This is a genomic window from Methylobacterium sp. W2, assembly GCF_020662345.1.
GTDB lineage: Bacteria > Pseudomonadota > Alphaproteobacteria > Rhizobiales > Beijerinckiaceae > Methylobacterium.
Map to the genome: position 1 here is coordinate 94,074 of NZ_VMOA01000013.1, position 21,220 is coordinate 115,293.

The 21,220-nt window shown below is 67.7% G+C and carries 17 protein-coding genes; 8 read left to right on the plus strand and 9 right to left on the minus strand.

Annotation, left to right across the window (positions count from 1 at the left end; all coding sequences use genetic code 11):
* The first annotated feature begins 13 nt into the window (after nucleotides 1–13).
* Nucleotides 14–661, plus strand: coding sequence for an alpha/beta hydrolase (locus FPV16_RS09610; protein ID WP_227437978.1), 648 nt, complete (start codon nucleotides 14–16; stop codon nucleotides 659–661).
* On the opposite strand, the gene FPV16_RS09615 is transcribed toward FPV16_RS09610, so the two are convergent.
* Together FPV16_RS09615 and FPV16_RS09620 are read right to left on the minus strand one after the other, a co-directional pair.
* Nucleotides 601–1,848 carry a glycosyltransferase family 4 protein gene (locus FPV16_RS09615; RefSeq protein ID WP_227437979.1) on the minus strand — a complete coding sequence of 416 codons (1,248 nt, stop codon included), beginning with the start codon at nucleotides 1,846–1,848 and terminating at the stop codon, nucleotides 601–603. The genes FPV16_RS09610 and FPV16_RS09615 overlap by 61 nt on opposite strands.
* Nucleotides 1,849–1,871: 23 nt before the next feature.
* Nucleotides 1,872–2,645 (minus strand): class I SAM-dependent methyltransferase, encoded by a 774-nt coding sequence (locus FPV16_RS09620; protein WP_227437980.1) that lies wholly within the window; start codon nucleotides 2,643–2,645, stop codon nucleotides 1,872–1,874.
* 368 nt (nucleotides 2,646–3,013) lie between these two features.
* Here FPV16_RS09620 and FPV16_RS09625 point away from each other — a divergent pair, with 368 nt between their 5' ends.
* Both FPV16_RS09625 and FPV16_RS09630 read left to right on the plus strand, forming a co-directional pair.
* Nucleotides 3,014–4,105 (plus strand): adenylate/guanylate cyclase domain-containing protein, encoded by a 1,092-nt coding sequence (locus tag FPV16_RS09625; RefSeq protein ID WP_227437981.1) that lies wholly within the window; start codon nucleotides 3,014–3,016, stop codon nucleotides 4,103–4,105.
* Nucleotides 4,102–4,584 (plus strand): YaiI/YqxD family protein, encoded by a 483-nt coding sequence (locus FPV16_RS09630; RefSeq protein WP_227437982.1) that lies wholly within the window; start codon nucleotides 4,102–4,104, stop codon nucleotides 4,582–4,584. The genes FPV16_RS09625 and FPV16_RS09630 overlap by 4 nt, the downstream gene beginning before the upstream one ends.
* A 45-nt stretch (nucleotides 4,585–4,629) precedes the next feature.
* On the opposite strand, the gene FPV16_RS09635 is transcribed toward FPV16_RS09630, so the two are convergent.
* Nucleotides 4,630–5,688 (minus strand): HD-GYP domain-containing protein, encoded by a 1,059-nt coding sequence (locus tag FPV16_RS09635; protein WP_227437983.1) that lies wholly within the window; start codon nucleotides 5,686–5,688, stop codon nucleotides 4,630–4,632.
* A gap of 125 nt (nucleotides 5,689–5,813) precedes the next feature.
* Nucleotides 5,814–7,145 carry a flavin monoamine oxidase family protein gene (locus FPV16_RS09640; RefSeq protein WP_227437984.1) on the minus strand — a complete coding sequence of 444 codons (1,332 nt, stop codon included), beginning with the start codon at nucleotides 7,143–7,145 and terminating at the stop codon, nucleotides 5,814–5,816.
* A gap of 269 nt (nucleotides 7,146–7,414) precedes the next feature.
* Here FPV16_RS09640 and FPV16_RS09645 point away from each other — a divergent pair, with 269 nt between their 5' ends.
* Nucleotides 7,415–8,131 carry a sulfate transporter family protein gene (locus tag FPV16_RS09645; RefSeq protein ID WP_227437985.1) on the plus strand — a complete coding sequence of 239 codons (717 nt, stop codon included), beginning with the start codon at nucleotides 7,415–7,417 and terminating at the stop codon, nucleotides 8,129–8,131.
* A 97-nt stretch (nucleotides 8,132–8,228) separates the two neighbouring features.
* Here the strand turns inward: FPV16_RS09645 and FPV16_RS09650 are convergent, their stop codons facing one another.
* Nucleotides 8,229–9,446: an MFS transporter gene (locus FPV16_RS09650; RefSeq protein ID WP_227437986.1), complete on the minus strand. Its 1,218-nt coding sequence runs from the start codon at nucleotides 9,444–9,446 to the stop codon at nucleotides 8,229–8,231.
* Between the two features lie 108 nt (nucleotides 9,447–9,554).
* Here FPV16_RS09650 and FPV16_RS09655 point away from each other — a divergent pair, with 108 nt between their 5' ends.
* Nucleotides 9,555–9,917 carry an ArsR/SmtB family transcription factor gene (locus FPV16_RS09655; protein ID WP_227437987.1) on the plus strand — a complete coding sequence of 121 codons (363 nt, stop codon included), beginning with the start codon at nucleotides 9,555–9,557 and terminating at the stop codon, nucleotides 9,915–9,917.
* A gap of 448 nt (nucleotides 9,918–10,365) precedes the next feature.
* Here FPV16_RS09655 and FPV16_RS09660 read toward each other — a convergent pair whose 3' ends face one another.
* On the minus strand, nucleotides 10,366–11,523 hold the full coding sequence (locus FPV16_RS09660; protein WP_227437988.1) for a complex I NDUFA9 subunit family protein: 1,158 nt from the start codon (nucleotides 11,521–11,523) through the stop codon (nucleotides 10,366–10,368).
* 539 nt (nucleotides 11,524–12,062) lie between these two features.
* Between FPV16_RS09660 and sfnG the strand changes: the two genes are divergently transcribed.
* From sfnG to gltX, 3 genes are all read left to right on the plus strand, one after another.
* Nucleotides 12,063–13,172 carry a dimethylsulfone monooxygenase SfnG gene (gene sfnG, locus FPV16_RS09665; RefSeq protein WP_227437989.1) on the plus strand — a complete coding sequence of 370 codons (1,110 nt, stop codon included), beginning with the start codon at nucleotides 12,063–12,065 and terminating at the stop codon, nucleotides 13,170–13,172.
* Nucleotides 13,173–13,476: 304 nt separating this feature from the next.
* Nucleotides 13,477–14,727 (plus strand): SfnB family sulfur acquisition oxidoreductase, encoded by a 1,251-nt coding sequence (locus tag FPV16_RS09675; protein WP_227437990.1) that lies wholly within the window; start codon nucleotides 13,477–13,479, stop codon nucleotides 14,725–14,727.
* A gap of 74 nt (nucleotides 14,728–14,801) precedes the next feature.
* The gene (gltX, locus tag FPV16_RS09680) at nucleotides 14,802–16,148 is read left to right on the plus strand and encodes a glutamate--tRNA ligase (protein WP_227437991.1); all 1,347 of its coding nucleotides are present in this window, start codon (nucleotides 14,802–14,804) and stop codon (nucleotides 16,146–16,148) included.
* Nucleotides 16,149–16,304: 156 nt separating this feature from the next.
* Here the strand turns inward: gltX and FPV16_RS09685 are convergent, their stop codons facing one another.
* From FPV16_RS09685 to FPV16_RS09695, 3 genes are all read right to left on the minus strand, one after another.
* The gene (locus FPV16_RS09685) at nucleotides 16,305–18,002 is read right to left on the minus strand and encodes a methyl-accepting chemotaxis protein (RefSeq protein WP_227437992.1); all 1,698 of its coding nucleotides are present in this window, start codon (nucleotides 18,000–18,002) and stop codon (nucleotides 16,305–16,307) included.
* 450 nt (nucleotides 18,003–18,452) lie between these two features.
* Complete coding sequence (locus tag FPV16_RS09690) at nucleotides 18,453–19,724, minus strand: hemolysin family protein (protein WP_227437993.1); 1,272 nt, start codon at nucleotides 19,722–19,724, stop codon at nucleotides 18,453–18,455.
* A 155-nt stretch (nucleotides 19,725–19,879) separates the two neighbouring features.
* Nucleotides 19,880–21,109, minus strand: a complete 1,230-nt coding sequence (locus FPV16_RS09695; RefSeq protein ID WP_227437994.1) for an MFS transporter — start codon at nucleotides 21,107–21,109, stop codon at nucleotides 19,880–19,882.
* Between the last annotated feature and the right edge of the window lie 111 nt (nucleotides 21,110–21,220).

Below are 21,220 nucleotides of genomic sequence, written 5' to 3' on the forward strand. Positions count from 1 at the left end.
TCGCGAGGCCGTCATGACCAAGCTGTCCTTCCCTCACCGCTTCGAGCCCGCCGCCGTGGCCGGCTCGCCTCCGCTCCTGCTGCTGCACGGCACCGGCGGCGACGAGAGCGACCTGCTGCCCCTGGGCCGGGCCGTGGCCCCGGGCGCCGCCCTGCTGTCGCCCCGCGGGTCTGTCCTGGAGAACGGCATGCCGCGCTTCTTCCGCCGTCTCGCCGAGGGTGTCTTCGACGAGGCCGATCTGCGGCGTCGTGCGCAGGATCTCGCGGCCTTCGTCGCGGAGGCGCGTGAGGCCTACGGCCTCGCCGCACCCGTGGCGCTCGGCTTCTCCAACGGCGCCAACATCGCCGCCGCCCTTCTCCTGCTCCATCCGGGCGTGCTCGCCGGAGCGGCGCTGCTCCGGCCGATGATGCCGCTCGCGGAGCCGCCCGTTCCCGACCTGACCGGGACGCCCGTGCTGATGCTGTCGGGCATGGCCGATCCGATCGTGCCGGCCGAGAACGCCGCGCGTCTCGCGAGCGTCCTTGCCCGCGCAGGGGCGGATGTCACGCATGATATCCAGCCGGCGGGGCACGGGCTCGGCCAGGCCGATGTCACGGCGGTTCAGGCGTGGATGGCCCGGATGGTCGAGGGGGAGCGCGCGGAGGCGAGGCTGGTTCGGTAGACCGCCTCGATGCCGTCGAGATGGCGGTCGAGGGTCAGCGGATTGGCCCAGAACAGGTCGTAAGCCGCATCCGACATCCGGCGCGCCTCGGCGTCGTCGGACAGGCGGCGAAGGGCGGCGGCGAGGGAATCCGGTTTGCCGGACGCGAACCAGAGACCGTTGACGCCGTCCTCCACCGCCTCGCGCCCGGCGCAGATGTCGCTGACGATGACTGGCGTCCCCGCCGCCAGGGATTCGAGCACGGTGAGGGGTTGGCCCTCGTACCAGACCGAGGGGAAGACGAGGGCGCGGGCCGCGCGCATCAGCGCCTTGACCTCGGCCGGGTTCTTCCAGCCGAGGAAGCGGGCCTCCGGATAATCCGCTTCCAACTGCGCCCGCTGCGGGCCGTCGCCGATGAAGACCGCCGTCTGCCCGGCGAGGCGGGCGGCTTCGGCGAAGACATTCGCCCCCTTCTCCGGCGAGACCCGCCCCACGAAGACGATGTCGCCGAGGGGCCGATCCGGCTTTCGGCCGAGGGGCTCCGCATCCACCGGGTTCGAGACCTCGAAATAGCGTGTCCGTTTCGGCAGGTAGGGGGCGAGAACGGTCTTCTGGAGCCGGCTGATGGTGATGACATTTGCAGCGCTGCCGACCAGCCCCGACCCCCGCATCAGCGCGTGGCGGCCGACCCGCATCAGCTTGCGGGCATAGCTCCGGGAATCGCAATTGTAGGCGATGCAGGCGGGCGAGAGCGGGGTGCGGTGGCAGGCGGCCGAGATCGGGTAATCGTAGAATCCGCCATTGGGGCAGGCGAGGTAGTATTCGTGCATGGTGAACACCACCGGCACCCTCGTCGCCTTCAGCACCGGTCCGATGGAGGGCGACAGGGCCTTGGCCCAGCCATGGACGTGGACGACGCTCTCGCTCGGATCGTAGCCGGCGAGGAGGGCTTCGAGACGGAGCGCCGCCGGCCGGTTCCAGAGCCATTGCACGCCGAAACTGGCGAGCGAGGTCGTGAGCGCCACGTCGGTCTGGCCGAGGACGATCACCGCGATGCCGGCTTGCGCCAGACGCGGATCGGCCGGGCCGACGGCTGCGAAGAACACGACCCGGTTGCCGCGCCCGGCGAGGCCCAGGGCGCTCTCGATGGCGACTTTCGCCTGCCCGCCGTTGATGAAGGCGTGATCAGCGACGATGATGATGGTCATGACCGCATCCGACCGGGTGTTGGTCATCTACGGGCGATGACGAAGGCGAAGCTCGTGAACGTCCGCCAGTCCCGGCTCCGGGCGAGGCGGGTGAACGCATCGTCGATCTGGCGCAGGCCGGGCAGCTTGTGGAAGTAGCTGTAGCCATAGAACGGCAGCACCACGATCTCGCGAAAGCCGATCTCTTTCAGGAGCGGTACGATCGCCGCCTCGCTGCCCCGGCAATAATTGTAATGCGCCGGGAATTTCGGATTGTCGCCGTCGTCCCTGCGGTCCGGGAACAGGGTGTGAAGCACCGCGCGCGACAGGGCTTCCGGCATGAGTTGGTTGGCGACGAAGGGCGGAGCGAACAGGGTGGGAAAGAAGCTCAACGCCGCGCCGCCCGGCGCGAGGAGGCCATGGATGTTGCGCCACATCTGCGCCACGTCCGGCACGTGCTCCATCACCATCGAGCAATAGGCGAAGTCGAAACGGTTCGAGCCGATGGCGTCGAGGGTGGATGGCGAGGCGATGTCGCAGCAGAGCTTGGCGAATTCCGGCGGCGCGAGATCGAGCTCCTTCTGCGAGATGTCGTTGATCGTCACCCTGATCCCGTGCCGGACCAGTTCCGGCGGCTGGAAGACCGGGTCGCGCCCGCCGCCGATCTCGAGATGGTCGCGAAGGCCGTACTCGTTGGTGAGGGCGACGATCGTGTTCTTGTAGTTCTCCCAGCTCCAGTTCCAGTCGGGGGAATAGCCGAGGTCGCGCGCGATCGCGCGGATGTCGCGCGGGGCGACCAGCGGGCGTGTGGCCGGCATCCCGGGAGAGGTCGGGCCGGGAGAGGTCGGATCTGGGTTCGCACTCGTTATGCTCATCGCGATGTGCGCCTTGTAAAGCGGCCGGGCCGCGTTGCAGCGATCGACGCTGCCTGACTGCCAACGAGCCTAAAGCCTGCCCGGTTACGGAGATCTCACGGTCTTCCGGGCGGACAATGAATTTCCACGGCAGCCTTAACGGCCATGGCCTTAATCGCGCCATCATGGACCGTTGTTCAGGGTGGGCCGGTCGTCGCGGCGCGGTTCCTCGTCCGCGCCTTCCGACGATGGCCTTCCGAAGGATGCCACGCCTTGCTTCTCCCCGCGCGACGCCATCGTCTTCGTGACGAGCCTGACCGGGGTGATGCCTGATGCTGCCGCCGCACCGCTGGTTCTGGATCCTCATCCTCGTCGCCTGCAGCGGCGCCGGGCTCCTCTACGACCTTCTGTTCGCCAACGGCGCCTCGCCGCTGGCCGGGGTGATCTATGGCCTCGCGGTGGGGGCGACGACCCTCGCCTTCGACCGCGGCCTGATCCTGGGCGGACTTCAGGCGCGCCTGCGCCTGTTGCCGGCGAAGATCTACGTCCTCACGGCCGAGCTCGCCTATGTCCTGATGATCGCCAGTGGCATTGCGCTGGGTGGCCTCGTCGTCTGGGCCCTCGGCCTGACCGGCGATGCGCTCAAGGACGCCATCAAGATCACGCCACGGGTCCTCGCCTATTCGCTGGCGGTGTCGGCGATGCTCGTCTTCGTCATCCGCATGCGCGATCTCATCGGCGGCGAGGTGTTCGTGAACTTCCTCGTCGGGCGCTATCACCGGCCGGTGCGCGAGGATCGCATCTTCCTGTTCCTCGATGTCGTCGGCTCCACCGCCTTCGCCGAGACCCATGGTGATCTCAAGGCCCAGGCCTATCTCGGCGCGGTCTTCGCCGCCCTCGCCGAGCCCGTGCGCCGCAACCACGGCTCCACCGACGATTACATCGGCGACATGGCCATGATCACCTGGCCGATGGAGCGGGGCCTCAAGGACGCCCGCTGCGTCGCCTGCGTGTTCGACGTCCTCGACAGGATCGAGGCCGAGGCGACGGCCTGGCAAGCCCGTTTCGGTGTGGTGCCCCGCCTGCGGGCGGCGCTGCATGGCGGCTCCATCGTCACGGCGGAAGTCGGGGTCGACCGGCACAAGATCGCGTATTTCGGCGACACGGTGAACGTGACCTCGCGGATCGAGGCCCTGTGCCGGCCCTTGGGCACCGAGATCCTGATCTCGGACGATCTCCTCGCACGCCTGCCGCGCCTGCCCGAGGGTATTCGTGCCCGCTCGCTCGGCGCCCACGCCCTGCGCGGCCGGGGCCAGCCCCTCGCGGTCTCGACCCTCGAACGTGCGACCACGGCGATCGAGGAGGCCGAGGGGGCACGAAACGTGGTCGCGCCCTTGGCCGCGTCCTTGGCGGCGTCCGCATGAGCGAGCCGGCCGCCGACCGTTCGATCGTCGTCTACATCGACGCCGATGCCTGCCCGGTGAAGGACGAGACCTACCGGGTCGCCGCCCGCTACGGCCTGCATGTCTACGTGGTGGCCAACAGCTTCATCACCCTGCCGCGCGAGCCCTGGATCGAGCGCGTCGTCGTGAGCGATGGGTTCGACGCCGCCGACGATTGGATCGCGGAACGAGCGAGGCCGGGGGCTGTCGTCGTCACCTCGGACGTGCCTCTGGCGAGCCGATGCGTGAAGGCGGGCGCCGAGGTCCTCGCACCCAACGGGAAACCTTTCAGCGAGAGCGGGATCGGTCTCGCTCTGGCCACCCGCAACCTGATGCAGGATCTGCGCGAGGCGGGCACGGTCACGGGCGGCCCGCGACCGTTCTCGGCCCGGGACCGCTCCGCCTATCTCGGCGCGCTCGACCGGACCGTGATGCGGCTCAAGCGGGGCGGCTTCGGCTGACGTTCGCCCTGTCCCGAGCCGTGTCCGGGATCCGTTTCGGCTTCGTCACGAGCCGTTCCCCATGGCCTCGCCGAAGGACTGGACCAGCCTGTCCTCCAGCCGACCCTTCATGTCCGAGAGGATCGCCATGGCGACGGAGTTCGGCATGGCCGGCTTGTAGGCGCGTTTCTCGGTCAGCGCCGAGTAGATGTCGCAGATCGTCATCAGCCGCACGGTATCGCCGATGGAGTCCCCGCTGAGGCGGTCGGGATAGCCCGAACCGTCGAGCATCTCGTGGTGATGCCGAACGGCGCCGAGGGTGAGGGCATCGCAGCCGGCATCCTTCAGCTTCTCGTAGCCGATGACCGGATGGGTGCGCATGATCGCCATCTCGGCATCGTCGAGCCGGCCAGGCTTGTTGAGGATCTCCAGCGGAATCCGGGCTTTCCCCAGGTCGTGGAGCAAGGCGGCGCGGACGAAGTGATGGCGGTCGTCGGCCGAAAAGCCGAGGTGAAGCGAGAACTTGGCGGCCACGCCCGCCACCAGCAGGCAATGCTGATAGGTGGCGTCATCATGCGTCCAGACCCGGTCGAGCCAACGGGTCAACCCACCTTCGCGAACCGCCGCGATGATCGGTTCGAGGCTGGCATCGACCCGCGTCAGGGAGACCGGATCGTTCGACCGCGCCCCGTCGAACAGGCGGGTCAGGACTTCGGTGGCCCGAGCCACGCCGCGCTCGATGCTCCGAGCCGGCCTCTCGGCCCGGTCCTGGATCACCTGCGTCATCATCGTGCGGGCGACCATGGCGGGGTTCGTCAGAGCCGAGAGGCAGCAGGTCGCACCGAGATTCCTGGCATTGCGCATGCCGATCTCGCTCATGTTCCGAAGAAGGCAGATGACGGGAACGTCCGCGATCCTCAGCCGCGCGAAGGCCCGGCGCATGGCGGAGGCGGCGTCGCGCCGGTCCAGGGTGACATCCGACACCGCCCCGATGGGCACCGGCTTCAAGTCCATTGCCGCATCGAATCTTATGACCTTGCAGTCCGCGACGAGGCTCAGCTCGTGGCGCAGGAGTTCACTGCTGTCGGGCCGGTCCGTAATGAGAATGACTGTCCCATCTAGCATTCGCGCAAAGCCCGAAATCCCACCGATACCCGCAGAGACAACATATGTTGCAAAAGTGGAGAGAAAATTAATTGCATCCTCTAGTGTAAATTCAAGAGTACAAATGAACCTGTTGGTAAGAAAACCTACATTTCTATCAGAAGGCGATCTGAAAAAATTTGAGTTGCAACCTCTGTGCCCGCTCTCATGCCTTCTTGATAGGCTCCGCCGGCGGTTCCCCATTGCAGGCGGGACAGCGCCTCTCCGGCGAACCAGATCTTGTCGGCCAGCGGGGCCTGAAGTTGTCCGCGTGCCGGAGCGTGTCCGGGCGGGACCACGGCCCATGAACCAAGCGACCAGGGGTCGTGGCGCCATTCGCTGATCGCCGGAATGGCAAGATCGTGCAGGGCGCGGTGACCGAGATGCTCCGCCAGGACGGCGCGGACCAGGCGGCGGGTGGTATCCGGGTGCCGGTCCCGTGCGTCGAGGGCCCGGATCATCGGCGTGTCGAGCTCGAACAGGTGGAACGGCGTCCCGTCCACCCGGGTGAGCAGTCCGGGGGGCTTGTGGCGTCCGCCGACCAGGGCGGCGAGGCGGTCGCGACCGAGGAAGGGCGCGGACGGCCAGTGCAGCACGGCGTGTTCGTAGATCCCGCTGGAGAATCCGTCGATGGCTGCGCGCGTCTCGGGCGGCAGGGAAGGGGTGAAGAGCGGCGCGGCGCGCAGCACCATCATCGGGATCGTGACGATCACCGCCTTGGCCCGCCGCACCGATCCGTCCGCCGTCTCGACGGTGACGCCCGTCCCCGACCAGTCGATGCGGGTTACCGGCGTGTTCAGCGCAATGGGCAGCCCCTGCGCCAGCCGGGTGAGATAGCTACCGAAGCCGCCCGCGATGAAGCGGTTGTCGCCGTATTCCATGCTGGGAAAATCATGGAGGGAGACCTCCGTCAGGGGCCGCCCGGAGACGAGGCCGTGGACGAGGGCGATGCGCTCGGCCCAGGGGCCGAGGCCGGGCGGGAGCGCGCTCGAGGCGGGGCGGTCGGGACCGCCGAACCCGGCCTGGGTGGTCAGGGCGCGATCGGCCACGGAGAAGGCGCGGGCATGGGCGGCGGCCTCGGCCGGGCGCCCCTTCCGGCCCAAAACCAGCAAGTGCCCGTCCTGCGCCGCGATCCGCAGGGGTTCGCCCCGAATCTCGCCCAGTCGCACCAGCGGGTTGATCGGGCCGGCATGGAGCCAGTGTCCGCCGAGATCCACCGGATGGCCGCGCAGCATCGTGGTGATCAGCCGCCCGCCGACCCTGTCGCGCGCCTCCAGCACGGCCACCGAGACGCCGCGCTCCGTGAGGGTCCGCGCCGCGGCGATCCCGGCGGCACCCGCGCCGATGACGATCACGTCTGCGTGTTCCGGCAGGGGGGCGAGGCGTGGGGCGATGCTCGGCCGGAAATGCGCGTGGGCGGGACGGGGTGTCGGGATCATGCGGAGGAATGTTTCCGAAGGAATGTCCGTGATCGGCCAAGCGTGGGAGAGTGCGGGGTGATTCTCTACCAGCCGTTACGGTGGGAGACCATTACACGGACTCGTGCGTGGTCCGCCCGTCATGTCGCATCGTCGGAGGGATGGTGCCGGGTCGGGAACGACCGGCCGGGGGGTTGCGCCGCAGCGCCGACGACGCCAGAACCCGGCGCTGACGGCCGGGCCTGTGCGGGCACCCGTCCTCTCTCGTGCGGAACAAGGATTCGGGCGCCATGCTCATTCAGGCGGCCTACGCTGCGGTCAAGCAGGTGCTCTCGCCGCCCCTGCGCGCGATCCTGTGGAAGTCGCTGGCCCTGACCCTCGGGCTCCTCGTCCTGATCTGGGCCGGCCTCACCAAGGCGATCGACTGGTTTCTGGCGAACCATCACCTGTCGGCGAGCTATCCGTTCCTCGATACCCTGGCGGTGTTCTTCGCCGGTGCGGGCCTGTTCATCGGCCTCGCCTACGTCATGCCGGCGGTCTCGATCCTGGTGGCGGGTTATTTCCTTGACGATGCCGCGGCCATCGTGGAGCGCACCGACTTTCCCGGAGACACGCCGGGCACGGCTCTGCCGATCGGCTCGGCGATGCTCTACGCCCTGCGCTTTGCGGGCCTCGCCCTCCTGGTCAACCTCGTGGCGCTGATCCTGTTCTTCGTGCCCGGCGTGAACCTCGTGGCGTTCTTCCTCGCCAATACCTACCTGCTCGGGCGCGAATATTTCGAACTCGCCGCCGGGCGCTTCCGGCCGATGGCGGAAGCCGGCGCCATGCGCCGGCATTTCAGCCTCACCACCATGAGCGCCGGCGCCATGCTGGCGGGCCTGATGGTGGTCCCCGTCCTCAACCTGCTGACGCCGCTCTTCGGCATCGCCCTGATGGTCCATGTCCATAAGGGGCTCAGTCGGAAAGCGGCCCTGGCCGCCCCGGATATGCGCAAGCGGTTGGGGTGAGGTGAGAGAGCTTCGCGGGACGCTTCTGCCGAGCCGATCGATGTCTTGACGATCCGACGGCCTGTTTCCCCCGCACGAGCGGGACGAAACACCTCGCTCATCGGTCCTCCGCGAGTCTGCGAAAAACCATCGCTCCGCCGGTCGCGGCGATGACGATCAGCACCGCCGCGAACGATATCGCCCCGAACGAAAGCCCGACCTCGTCGATGACGAACCCCGTTGCGACCGGCATCAGTCCGGCGGGGACGTAGCCGCCGATGTTGAGAACCGCATTGGCTTCGGCGCGGTGATTGCCCGGTACGTGCAGGCCGATCAGGGTCAGGCCACCGAGTTGGCCAAGTCCCTGTCCGCTGCCGGCGAGAACAGCCGCGACGACGAGGGCGACGGGATTGGAGGACGTTGCCGCCAGGGCAATGCCCATCATGGACAGGATCGTCGCCGTTGCACCGCACAGGAAGATCGTCCGCACGGACAGCCGGCGGGCGGCGAACTGAACGCCGGTCGCGGTCAGGAACATTACGCAGGCCATGCCGCCCGCCATCAGCGGGCTCGAGACGCCGAGAAGGTGCGCCAGCAGGGAGGGGCCGAGCGCCAGCACGAAGGATGTCGCCGTGATGCCCGGCCCGAAGATCGCGATCCCGAACAGAAGATGGCGATGGTTGGTTCGTGGCACCTTCGGCAGGTGCAGGCGCCATCCAGGATCGGCGTTCGTGCCATGACGCTGTAATGGCAGGATAAGAATCGCCGTCAGCGCCGTCAGCAGGACTCCAAACTCGACGGCGAAGATCGGAATGACCGGCTCGGCAAGCGAGAGGGCGATGCCGCCGGCAAGCAGCGGTCCGAGGCCCGCTCCGAGAACCATGGAGACCGACGCGATCAGGGAGGCTTGCCGCCTTCGGTCAGGTCCACCGAGGTCGACCACCGCCGCCATGCCCGCCGTCACCACGACGCCGACGGCGACGCCCGACAGGAAACGCGCGGCGATCAGCATGGTCACCGTATGGGCGCCGGCGAAGAGCAGGCAGGCGACAAGCGCCGCCGCGAGGCCGGGGAGCAACACGGGCCTGCGTCCATAGCGGTCGGAAAGCTGCCCCGCGACAAGCAGAGTCATCAGCAAACCGACGATATAGGCCGCGAAGATGACGGTCAGCGTGGCCGAAGAAAAGCCGATCGCGGTCTGCCAGCGCACATAGAGGGGCGTGGCCGAGTTCGAGAGAATGAACACGGCGGTGACGATCCAGGCCGCAATCCACATTCGCCATGGCGGATGGGCGACCGTGGGGTAACCCACATGAGAGGCGCTGGTCGATGACACAGGCAGGTTCCTCCGGGAAGTACGATTCGAGTCGTACTTAGCACTGTTCGATAAATCTCGTACCGCTATGTTCGACAGAACTCGTACTGATGTGCTACGAGGGCGATCATGGCCTGCTCGCCCAGCACCCCGGACGACATCCTGCCGCCGCCGTTGCCTGAGCCGGCGCCAGAAGATCTGCGTCTCGACGTCATCATGGGAGCGCTCGCCGACCCCTTGCGCCTCACCATCATCCGCAAGCTGCTGCTGGAGTCGGAAGCCTATGACCACACCTGCGGATGGTTCGGCTTCGACCGGCCGAAATCCTCGCTGACCCATCATTTCAAGGCGCTGCGCGAGGCGGGGCTGATCCGGCAGCGGCAATATGGGCTCGAACGCCGGAGCCGCGTGCGCACGGAAGACGTGGACGAGCGCTTTCCTGGACTTCTAGACCTTGTCAGAGCGTGGGACGCATCGCCGACACGTCGTTGAGCTGCGAGCCGGGATGGTTACGCTCTTGGCCGGAAACCCGCTCGAGGCTTCAGGGGTACGACCGAGACGGCCTCCAACATTCCGACAGCAACCGGAAAGCAGGGTCTGGACTCGATCATCACCAGAGGGCGGCGACGCCTGGGGCGTGGTTGCGGGGCAGCCTGTCGGATCGGATGGCGATGCGCCCGCATAGCGGCGATGTCGAGGGCACCGACATGGACGGCCCGATTACCGCCCATTGTTCATCCGAGAGCCGGAACGGCACCGCCATTGCAGCCGCCGTCTCATCAAACGGCGGCTCTGGCCCACAAAATCATCGGCTAAGCGACGCCTGGGTCCGGTTCACTCGCCAAGCAGGTTCAGCAAAAGTGGTCACCGCTTTTCTGTCCTGATACCGGCGACGCTTCAAAGGCCCGAGCATCCCGGATCGGATGTCCAATCCGCCACCCTACCCCCGCGTCCCCCATCGTACGCCCATTCGGCTCGGGGCCGTCGCGTCGGGGCCGATCGGAGGGCCGCTCGGCCGGGTGACCGGCGGGGAGGATGGCTCCGCGGCCTCCTCCTCGGAGGCCGTGATCGTCTCCTTGGCAAACTGGCCGGCCTTGCGGAAGGTCCAGAGATAGCCCGGCACGACGGCCGCCATGGCGGTGGGCAGGATGCCGAGGCTGTCGAGGGTCCGCCCCTCGGCCTTGGCCGCGTCCGAGACCACGTTGTCGGTCTGGAGCAGGGTGACCTGGTCGCGCGTGAGCTTTAGGCTATCCGGCAGCAGGCCGAGGCTCAGGGTGTCCACGGTCTCGATCAGGCGGGCCTGCAGCATGGCGAGGGGCTTGGGCAGGTCGACCACGAGGCGTTTGCGCATGGTGGTCTTGAGCATGTAGCGGACGAGGGCGTCGAGGGTTTCGATCTCGGGGCCGCCGAGCTCGAAGACCCGGCCCGCCTCGGCCTGCCCGTCCACCGCACGGGCGACCGCCTCGGCCACGTCGCCGACGAAGACCGGCTGGAAGCGCGTCCCGGCTCCGGCCAGGGGCAGGACCGGGAGCACGCGGGCGAGGGACGCGAAGCGGTTGAAGAAGCTATCGCCGGGGCCGAAGACCAGGGAGGGGCGCAGGATCACCGCCCGAGGCTGGGCCGCCAGGACGTTCGCCTCGCCCAAGGCCTTGGAGCGGGCGTACTCGGACCCGGACCTCTCGTCCGCCCCGATCGCCGAGACATGGACGACCGGCGCGCCGACGCCAGCGGCCGCCCGCGCGATCTCGCCCGCCCCCTCCGCCTGGAGGTGCAGGAAGCTCTGCTTGCCGCTCTCCTGCAGGATGCCCACGAGGTTCACCACCACGTCGGCGCCCTCCACCGCACGGGCGATGGAATCGGGATAGCGCAGGTTCGCCTGGACGGCGACGATCTGCCCGACTTTGCCCAGCGGCTGCAGGAAGAGCGCAAGGTCGGGACGGCGCACGGCGACGCGGATGCGATAGCCGCGCTTGGCCAGCGCGCGCACCACGTGGCGCCCGAGGAAGCCGGAGCCGCCGAAAACGGTGACAAGCTGCGATGACGGACGCGGCAAGGACGGTCCGGCGAAAGGAGAGGTCGAAGCGTCGAAGCCGGTCATCGCCTGGGTTCCCACCTGTCATCAGAGAAACCCAGCCATGCCCTGTCCGGGGCGGGGCCGAGCCCGTGTCCGTCACCATCGAGCGTCTCTCACACAACTCCCGCTGCGCAATCGTGCTCCGCGCGAGAACCGACCGTGACCGGGAGTTTGAGAGGCACTCTGAGTGCGGGGATTACCATCGCTCGCGCATCGATAGCTAGGGGCGTCTGCCGCCGTGCGGGAGGCTCCGGCGACCGGAAACGCGGTCGCCCGGGGAAACCTCACGGACCGGCCGTCGCGAGCGGCCTCGCCGGCGTCGATGCCGGTCCTGCCGGAACACGATCGTGTCGTGCGGGGCCTGTTTGCCGGAAGATTGTCCCGGCATGACCCAAGAAAAAGTATTTCTCTTCCTTTGACTATGCCCCGTCTTCGTCAGACATTCAGCGCACAAAAGCTACAACGCAAGCAAGACTTCGTTGTGTGCTTGATGTCATAATGTATTCACTTGCGGTCTCAGCATCGATTGGGCCGCACGATGTCTCGAATTCGCGGATAGATGCATGACTCTCCCGAACCATCTCGCCCAGGAGCCGATCCGTTTCGCCTATTGGGTGCCCAACGTGTCCGGCGGCCTCGTCATCAGCAAGATCGAGCAGCGCACCAGCTGGGATGCCGACTACAACCGCAAGCTTGCCCAGATCGCGGAGGAGGCCGGGTTCGACTACGCCCTGACGCAGATTCGTTTCACCGCCGGCTACGGCGCCGAGTTCCAGCACGAATCGGTGGCGTTCAGCCACGCCCTGCTGGCGGTGACCACGAAGCTCAAGGTCATCGCCGCGCTCCTGCCCGGCCCGTGGAACCCGACCATCGCGGCCAAGCAGATCGCCACGATCAGCCAGCTCACCAACGGGCGTATCGCCATCAACGTCGTGTCGGGCTGGTTCTCCGGCGAGTTTCGCGCCATCGGCGAACCCTGGCTCGACCATGACGAGCGTTATCGCCGTTCGGAAGAGTTCATCCGCGCGCTTCGCGGAATCTGGACGCAGGACGACTTCACCTTCCGCGGCGATTTCTACCGCTACACCAACTATACCCTGAAGCCGAAGCCGGCCGACCCGCAGCCCGAGATCTTCCAGGGCGGGTCGTCGCGCGCCGCCCGTGACATGGCCGCCCGCGTCTCCGACTGGTACTTCACCAACGGCAACACGCCGGAGGGCATCCGGGCGCAGGTGGACGACATCCAGGCCAAGGCCTCGGCCAACGGGCATTCGGTCAAGGTCGGCGTCAACGCCTTCGTCATCGCCCGCGACACGGAAGGTGAGGCCCGCGCCGTCCTCCAGGAGATCATCGACAACGCCGACCCGGACGCCGTGAAAGCCTTCGGCCACGAGGTGAAGAACGCCGGCAAGGCCTCCCCGGAAGGGGAGGGCAACTGGGCGAAATCGAGCTTCGAGGACCTCGTTCAGTACAATGACGGCTTCAAGACCAACCTGATCGGCACACCCGATCAGATCGCCGAGCGCATCGTCGCCCTGAAGGATGCCGGTGTCGACCTCGCGCTCCTCGCCTTCCTGCATTTCCAGGAGGACGTCGCTTATTTCGGCGCCCACATCATCCCGAAAGTGAGGGCGCTCGAGGCCGCACGCGAGCATCGGGCCGAGGCCGCTTGAGCGGCCTCTTTCAACGCCCGCTGACGAGAGCCCCGCATTCCCCTCTCCCCGCGTGCGGGGAGAGGGCCGCGACGACCCGGTCGTCGGCGCGGCGAGGCGGCAGCCGACGGTGAGGAGGCTTAGCCGAAGGAGCCTCTTTCGGACGCGCCCCCTCACCCTCGCTTCGGCTTCGCCTCCGCTTGCCTCGCCCCCGACAAGGGGGGCTCGGCCCTCTCCCCGCAGGCGGGGAGAGGGGGATCCGGCGGAGGTCTTCAAACGCCCGTTCAAGCCAGCCCATCGTTTGCCCGGTACCCTGGAGCTACTCATGAACATCGCCGTCAGTGCCCAGTCGCTCGAAACCGCCCGGGGCGCGCCGCCGGTTCCCCGTCCGGCATCCCCCGCCCATGTCATCCGTGACGATGCCGAGGCGATCCGGGTCGCCCATGCCCTCGCCGGGGAGTTCCGCGAGGGCGCGTCCGAGCGCGACCAGACCAACCGGCGGCCCTATGCCGAGCTCGACGCGTTCTCGCAGAGCGGGCTGTGGTCGATCAACGTGCCCAAGGTCTTCGGCGGGCCGGAGGTGTCCTACAAGACTCTGGCGCAGGTCGTCGCCATCATCTCGGCCGCCGATCCCTCGATCGGCCAGATCTCCCAGAACCATCTGGGCATCGTCGCGGCGATCCGCACGGTGTCGGACCCGGAGCAGCAGGCGCTGCTGTTCGGCGAAGTCCTGAAGGGCACCCGCTTCGGCAACGCTTTCTCCGAGATCGGTACCCCGCGCGCCACCGACTTCAAGACCCATTTCGTCGATGACGGCGACCACGTCATCGTGCGTGGCAAGAAGTTCTATGCGACGGGCGCGCTCCTCGCCCATCTCGTCCCCATCGTCGCCCTCGATGGCGAGGGGCGCGCCTGGTACGCCATCGCCGACAGGGGCGCGCCCGGCCTCACCGTCATCGACGACTGGTCCGCTTTCGGCCAGCGGACCACGGCGAGCGGCACCGTCCTCATCGACGACGTCCGGGTGCCCAAGACCCATCTCGTCCCGGCCTGGAAGGGCTACGAGCAGCCGCGCTCCGACGGCGCCGTGTTCCAGATCATCCAGGCGGCGGTGGATGCCGGCATCGCCCGCGAGGCCATCGACGACACCATCGCCTTCGTCCGTACCAAGACCCGCCCCTGGGTCGATAGCGGCCAGGACCGCGCCTCCGACGACCCCTACACGATCCAGGCGATCGGCGAGCTGACGATCCGGCTCCATGCGGCCGAGGCCATCCTCGACCGGGCCGGCCTCGCGTTGGACGAGGCGGTGGCCAACCCGAGCGCGGAGACGGTCGCGGCGGCCCAGCTCGCGGTCGCCGAATCGAAGGTGCTCACCACGGAGATCGCGGTGCTGGCGAGCAGCAAGCTGTTCGAGCTCGCCGGCACGCGCTCGACGCTCGCCGAGAGCAACCTCGACCGGCACTGGCGCAACGCCCGCACCCACACCCTCCACGACCCGGTACGCTGGAAATACGCGATCATCGGCAACCACGCCCTCAACGGGGTCCATCCGCCGTTCCACGCCTGGAGCTGACGGGTCGTTCCGAATCGATGGTCCCCTCGGGGCCGACAGTCCCCAGACGCTCGAAAATCGGCTAGAGGGCGGGCATGACATCCGCCCCCCTCGTCCGCTTCGCACCGTCGCCCACGGGCTTCCTCCATATCGGCAACGCCCGCCCGGCGCTGCTGAATGCCCTGTTCGCGCGGGCGCGCGGCGGGCGTTTCCTGCTGCGCCTCGACGACACCGATCGGGAGCGCTCCACGGAGGAATTCGCGAGCGCCATCGCGGAGGATCTGGCCTGGCTCGGGATCGTCCCCGATCTCTTCATCCGCCAGTCGGACCGCTCCGCCATCCACGACGCGGCGGCCGAGCGGCTGAAGGCGGCGGGCCGGCTCTATCCCTGCTACGAGACCCAGGACGAACTGGAGCGCCGCCGGCGGCGCCAGCTCGGACGGGGCCAGCCACCGATCTACGACCGCGCCGCGCTCGGCCTCCGCGATGACGAGCGCGCGGCTTTGGAGGCCGAGGGGCGCACGCCGCATTGGCGCTTCAAGCTCGATGCCCGCACCGTCGCCTGGGACGATCTCGTGCGCGGGCCGGCGCATGTGGATTGCGCCTCCCTCTCGGACCCGGTGCTGATCCGCGCCGATGGCAGCTACCTCTACACGCTGCCCTCGGTGGTGGACGATGCCGAGATGGGGATCACCCATGTCATCCGCGGCGAGGACCACGTCACCAATACCGGCGTGCAGGTGCAGATCTTCGAGGCCCTGGACCAGCCGGCGCCGATCTTCGGCCACCACAACCTGCTCACCACCGCCGACGGCGAAGGCCTGTCGAAGCGTCTCGGCCACCTGTCGCTCCGGGGCCTGCGCGCGGCGGGTTACGAGCCCGGCGCGGTGCGCTCGCTTGCCGTGCTCACCGGCTCGGCCGAGGCAGTGCGCGCGGTCCCGGACCTCGACGAACTCGCCGCCCTGGTCGACCTCTCCCATATCTCGCGGGCCCCGGCGAAGTTCGACCCGCAGGAGCTCGACGGGCTCAATGCCCGCCTGATCCATGCCATGCCCTATGAGGAGGCGCGCGAACGCCTTCTCGCGATGGGCATCCCGGAGGAACGCGCGCAGGCGTTCTGGACGGTGATCCAGCCCAACCTCACCAAGGTCGCGGACGCCGCCGAATGGTGGCGGATCGTAGCAGGAGAGGTGACGCCGATCATCGCGGATGCGGGCTTCGCCGCCGCCGCCCTGGACGTGCTGCCGCCCGAGCCCTGGGACGGCCAGACCTGGAAGGCCTGGACCAATGCGGTGAAGGAGCGGACCGGCGCCAAGGGCAAGGGTCTGTTCATGCCGCTCCGCCTCGCCGTGACGGGGCTGGAACACGGGCCGGACCTGTCGGGGCTGCTGCCGCTCATCGGACGGCAGGTGGTGGTGTCCCGGCTCGGCGGTCGAGGCTAAGCAGATTTCACAAACAGTGTCGCCGGTTTTGCGTACAAAAACCTGCGACACTTCAAAAGCCTGAGCGAGATGAAGCGTTGGCTTGCCGATGCGAACCCGCTGAGGGACGTCGGCCCGAATGGCAGCACTGTGCCGTTCGGGCCGAATGTCCTTCGTTCAGGCGGCTCTGACGCTGTCGAGGAAGCGGCGGACCTCGCCGTTCAGGTGTTCGGACTGGCGCGAGAGTTCGCCTGCCGCGCCGAGAACCTGGGACGCGGCGGCCCCCGTCTCCTCGGCGGCTCCGGCGACACCGGAGATGTTGCTCGTCACCTCGCTCGTTCCGGTCGCGGCCTGGGCCACGTTGCGGACGATCTCCTGGGTCGCCGCCCCCTGCTGTTCCACCGCCGCGGCGATGGTGGTCGCCACCGAGTCGATCTCGCGGATGCGGGCCGTGATGGAGGCGATGGCCGAGACCGCCTCGCCGGTGGCACCCTGGATCTGGGCGATCTGGCTGGAGATCTCGTCGGTGGCCCGCGCCGTCTGGCTGGCCAGTTCCTTGACCTCCGTGGCCACCACGGCAAAGCCCCGGCCGGCTTCCCCCGCTCGGGCCGCCTCGATGGTGGCGTTGAGGGCGAGAAGGTTGGTCTGGGCCGCGATGTTCGAGATCAGGCCGACGACGTCGCCGACGCGGGAGGCCGCCTGGGACAGGGTCTGCACCAGGGGCGCGGTCCGGTCGGCCTCCGTCACGGCGCCCTGAGCGAGATTGGCCGATCCGCTGACCTGCCGGCCGATCTCCTGCACGGAGACGCCGAGTTCCTCGGCTGCCGCGGCGACGGTGTTGACGTTGGTGGCGGCTTCCTCGGCGGCGGCGGCCACGGTCATGGACTGGCTGGCGGTTTGCGTGGCGGTGGAGGTCATGGTCTGGGCGGTGGCTTGGAGTTCGGTCGCGGAGGCCGAGACCATCTCGATGATGCCGCCGACGGCACCCTCGAAGCTGTCGGCCATCGCGATCATCGTGCGCTTGCGTTCCACCTGGGCGGCGTCTTCGGCGATGCGCCGGATCTCGGCCTCCTCGGCGGCCTTGCGGGCGACCATGGCCTTGATCTGCTCCACCGCCTTGCCCACGGCGCCGATCTCGTCACCGCGCTTGGCTTCGGCGATCTCGGCATCGATGTCGCCCTGCGCCATCCGCTGCAGGACCGAAACGAGATGGCCCAGCGGACGGGTGATGCCGGTCGTGACGATGAGGCCGGCCAGGATCACGGTGACGGTGAGGCCGATGGCCGCGATGGCGATCAGACGCTGGATGGTGTCGGCCACTTCCGCTTCGAGCGTGTGCTTGCCGGCCTGCATCTCCTCCGTGATCCGCTGGGTACGTTCTTCGAGGAGAGCGATCAGCTTGATCCGGGCGGGCTGGCCTTCCTCCTGGACGATCTGCATGGCACGGTCATTCTCATTGCGGAGCCCCAATTCGGTCGCACGGTTCAGGATGGAGAAGTAATAAACTGCCATATGCTGAACATCCAGGGCAATTTTACGGCGCTCGGGTGTATCGGCGAGAGCAATCAGCTTATCCAGTGACGCCATGAGCGCGGTATTCAATTTGGTATACTTAAGTTTATAATCAGCCAGGCGATCTTGGCGGGTCTCCAAGATGATGTTGCGGTTGAGCAGGGTTGCGTCCACGAGGTTGTACTGCGCCCGCAGGTAATTCTCCTGCCGAACGGTCAGGACGTCGGCGACGTGCTTCGTCTGTTCGGCCACGCTGATCAGCGCGGAGCGTGCGTAAACCACCAGCCCGATCGCCATGATGCCCATCAGGGCAAGGGGAAGCGCAATTTTCAGAATGACGCTGATGTGACTGACGAACCGCATCGCTCTCTCCAAGTCCTATGAACTATTTTGCAAATTATACCCAAATAAGATTTAACGTTTATAGCTTAAAGAACGATTAATAACGGTAGCTATACAAATAATCGGTATTTAAAAATAATACTTACTTCGACTTTCCCCGGATGAAGTCAAATCGTTGGGTGTGGCGCCATTGGTGAGGATTGGGTCAGAAGACAGCATCGTATCGCGCATCGCACGCGGCGCGACGAGGTCGCCTGCACGGTGCTGTCGGCGGTCACGGAATGCGGGGTTACTATCGGGCGGACGGTTTGCCCGCCGATGATCATACCGTGTGCGGTGAGGCGATCCCCTCATCACGCACCGGGCGTCCCGGGACGGACGGGACGGATAGGGGACCGCGTCCCTGCCCGGAACATGCCGCGATACCGGGTCCGCAGCCTGTTGGTTCGAGGCCGTCGGAGGTCGCGTGGATCAGGCGATCCGCGACACCAGGATCTTGTCCACGCGGCGCCCGTCGAGATCCACCACCTCGAAGCGCCAGCCGGCGATGTCGCAGGTCTCGCCGGTCTCCGGCAGGCGCTGCAGCTTGGCGATGACGAGGCCGGCGGCGGTCTCGTAATCCCGGCTCGATTCGATCTTGATGCCGAGCTGGTCGGCCATCTCGTCCACCGGCATCCAGCCGGCGATGAGCCAGGACCCGTCCTGGCGCTGCACCGCCTCGGGCTCGGAATCCTCCGAATGGAACGCGCCGGCAATGGCGTCGAGGATGTCGGCCGGGGTCACGAGCCCGTCGAAATGGCCGTACTCGTCATGGACCAGGGCCATCGGCACCTCCGCCGCCTGGAGGGCGGTGAGGGCGTCGAGAGCGTCCAGGGTGTCGGGCAGCACCGGGGCGCTGCGGATATAGGCGCGCAGGTCGAACCGCTCGTTCTCGATGAGTGCTTTGACCAGTTCGCGCACCTGCACGACGCCGAGCATGTTGTCCGGATTGCCCTCGCCGACCGGGATGCGCGAATGCGGGCTCGACACCAGCATGGCGCGGATCTCCTCCGGCTCTTTGTCGAGGTCGATCCAGTGGACGTCGGTGCGCGGGGTCATGACACCCCGCACGGCGCGGTCGCCGAGGCGCAGCACGCCGGCGATCATCTTGCGCTCGTCGGTCTCGATCACCCCCGCCGTCTCGGCCTCCGCGACGATGGTGCGGATCTCCTCCTCGGTAACGGCGCTGGCGCTGGAGGCTTCCTGCCCGAATACCCGGAACACCGCGCGGGTGGAGGCGTCGAGAAGCCAGACCGCCGGAAGCGCGATCCGCGAGATCAGGCGCATCGGCCGGGCGACGAAACAGGCGATGCCCTCCGGGTCACGCAGGGCCACGTGTTTGGGCACGAGTTCGCCGATGATCACCGACAGATAGGTGATGATGGCGATGACGATCCCGTAGCCGAGAGGATCGGCCACCGGTTTCGACAGGCCCGCCTCGGACAGGATCTCGGTGAGGCGCTCGCCGAGGGCCGCGCCGGAGACGGCGCCGGACAGGATGCCGACGAGGGTGATGCCGATCTGGACGGCGGAGAGGAAGCGTCCCGGATCCTCCGCCAGGGTCAGCGCGGCCTGAGCGCCGGGCCGGCGCGCCTCCACCATCATCCGCAGCCGTGTCTTGCGTGACGAGACGACGGCGAGTTCGGACAGCGCGAAGGCCCCGTTGAGGGCGATCAGGGCGACGGCGACGGCGAGCTCGAACACGTTCGGTTCCGTAAGCCGGAGCCGCTTGGACCAAGCGAGCCGGACTTCCTTGGTTGGCGGCGATGACTCGCCCGTTGCTCAGTTGGCGGCGATCGCTCGCCTGTCGCTTCGGTGAGCGGCGACGAGCGACTAGATGGGCGGTCGCGGCGGGCGGGTCAACGGTCGGGGTCGGACGACGGACCCGGAACGAGGGGGGCCAGGCGTGACAGATGGAGCGCGATGGCCAGCGCGAGACCGTAGAGGCCGCCGAAGAAGGCGACGACCCCCGACCATCCCGCATGTTCGAAGAACCAGCCCCCCGCCGTGCCGAGCACCGACGAGCCCAGGTAATACAGACACAGATAGACCGAGGAGGCCTGCGCCCGGTCGCGCAGGGCCCGCCGCCCGATCCAGGAACTCGCCACCGAATGGGCGCCGAAGAAGCTGACCGTGACCACGACGATGCCGGCGATGATGAGGGGAAGGCGCTCGGACAGGGTCATCAGGATGCCGACGAGGCCGAGCAGGATCGCGAGCCACAGCACCCTGCGCCGCCCGAGCCGGCTGGCGACCTCGCCGGTCACCGCCGAGCTGAACGTGCCGGCCAGATAGACCACGAAGATCGCGCCGATGGCCGATTGGCTGAGGTTGTAGGGCGGGTCGAGCAGGCGGAAGCCGACATAATTGTAGACGCTGACGAAGCCGCCCATGAGCAGGAACGCTTCAGCGAAGAGCCAGGGCAGGCCCGGATCGCGGAAATGCTGGCCGAACGTGCCCGGAACCTGGCGCCAGCGCATCCGGTTCGCGAGGAAGCGCCGCGATGGCGGCAGGCCGCGCCAGAACAGGATGGCGGCAAAAAGGGCCAGAACCCCGATGGTCCCAAGACCCACCCGCCACGAGGCATGGTCGGTGATGATGCCGGCGATCAGTCGCCCGACCATGCCGCCCATGGCGTTGCCGCCGATGAGGAGCCCCATGGACAGGCCGATGGCGCGGGAATCCATTTCCTCGCTGAGATAGGCCATCGCGACCGCCGGCAGGCCGCTCGCCGCGAGTCCGGTGAGCGCGCGCAGGGCCAGGAACCCGTGCCAGCTCGGCACGATCACGGCGATGAGGGTGAGGATCGCCGAGGCGAAGAGGGAGGCGACCATGATCGGCTTGCGCCCCCACACCTCGGAGAGCGGGCTGACGACGAGGAGCGCCAGGGCCAGCATCGCGCAGGGGAGCGACAGCGACAGGCTGCTCTCGGCCGGCGAGACGTGGAACTCATCGGCGAAGACCGGCATCAGCGGCTGGACGCTGTAGAGCACGGCGAAGGTGGAGAAGCCCGCGGCGAACAAAGCGAGCGTGGTCCGACGAAAGATCGGCGTCCCCGCCGTGATCAGGCGGTCGCTCTCCTCGGCCATGGTCGCCGGTCTCCTTGAGTGTCGCGCGCTCGCGGGGGCGGTGACGCGCTTTGCGGGAGTGTTGGGGAAGCACGGAACGGCGCGGGCCGCACCCCTCTTTCGAGACATGCG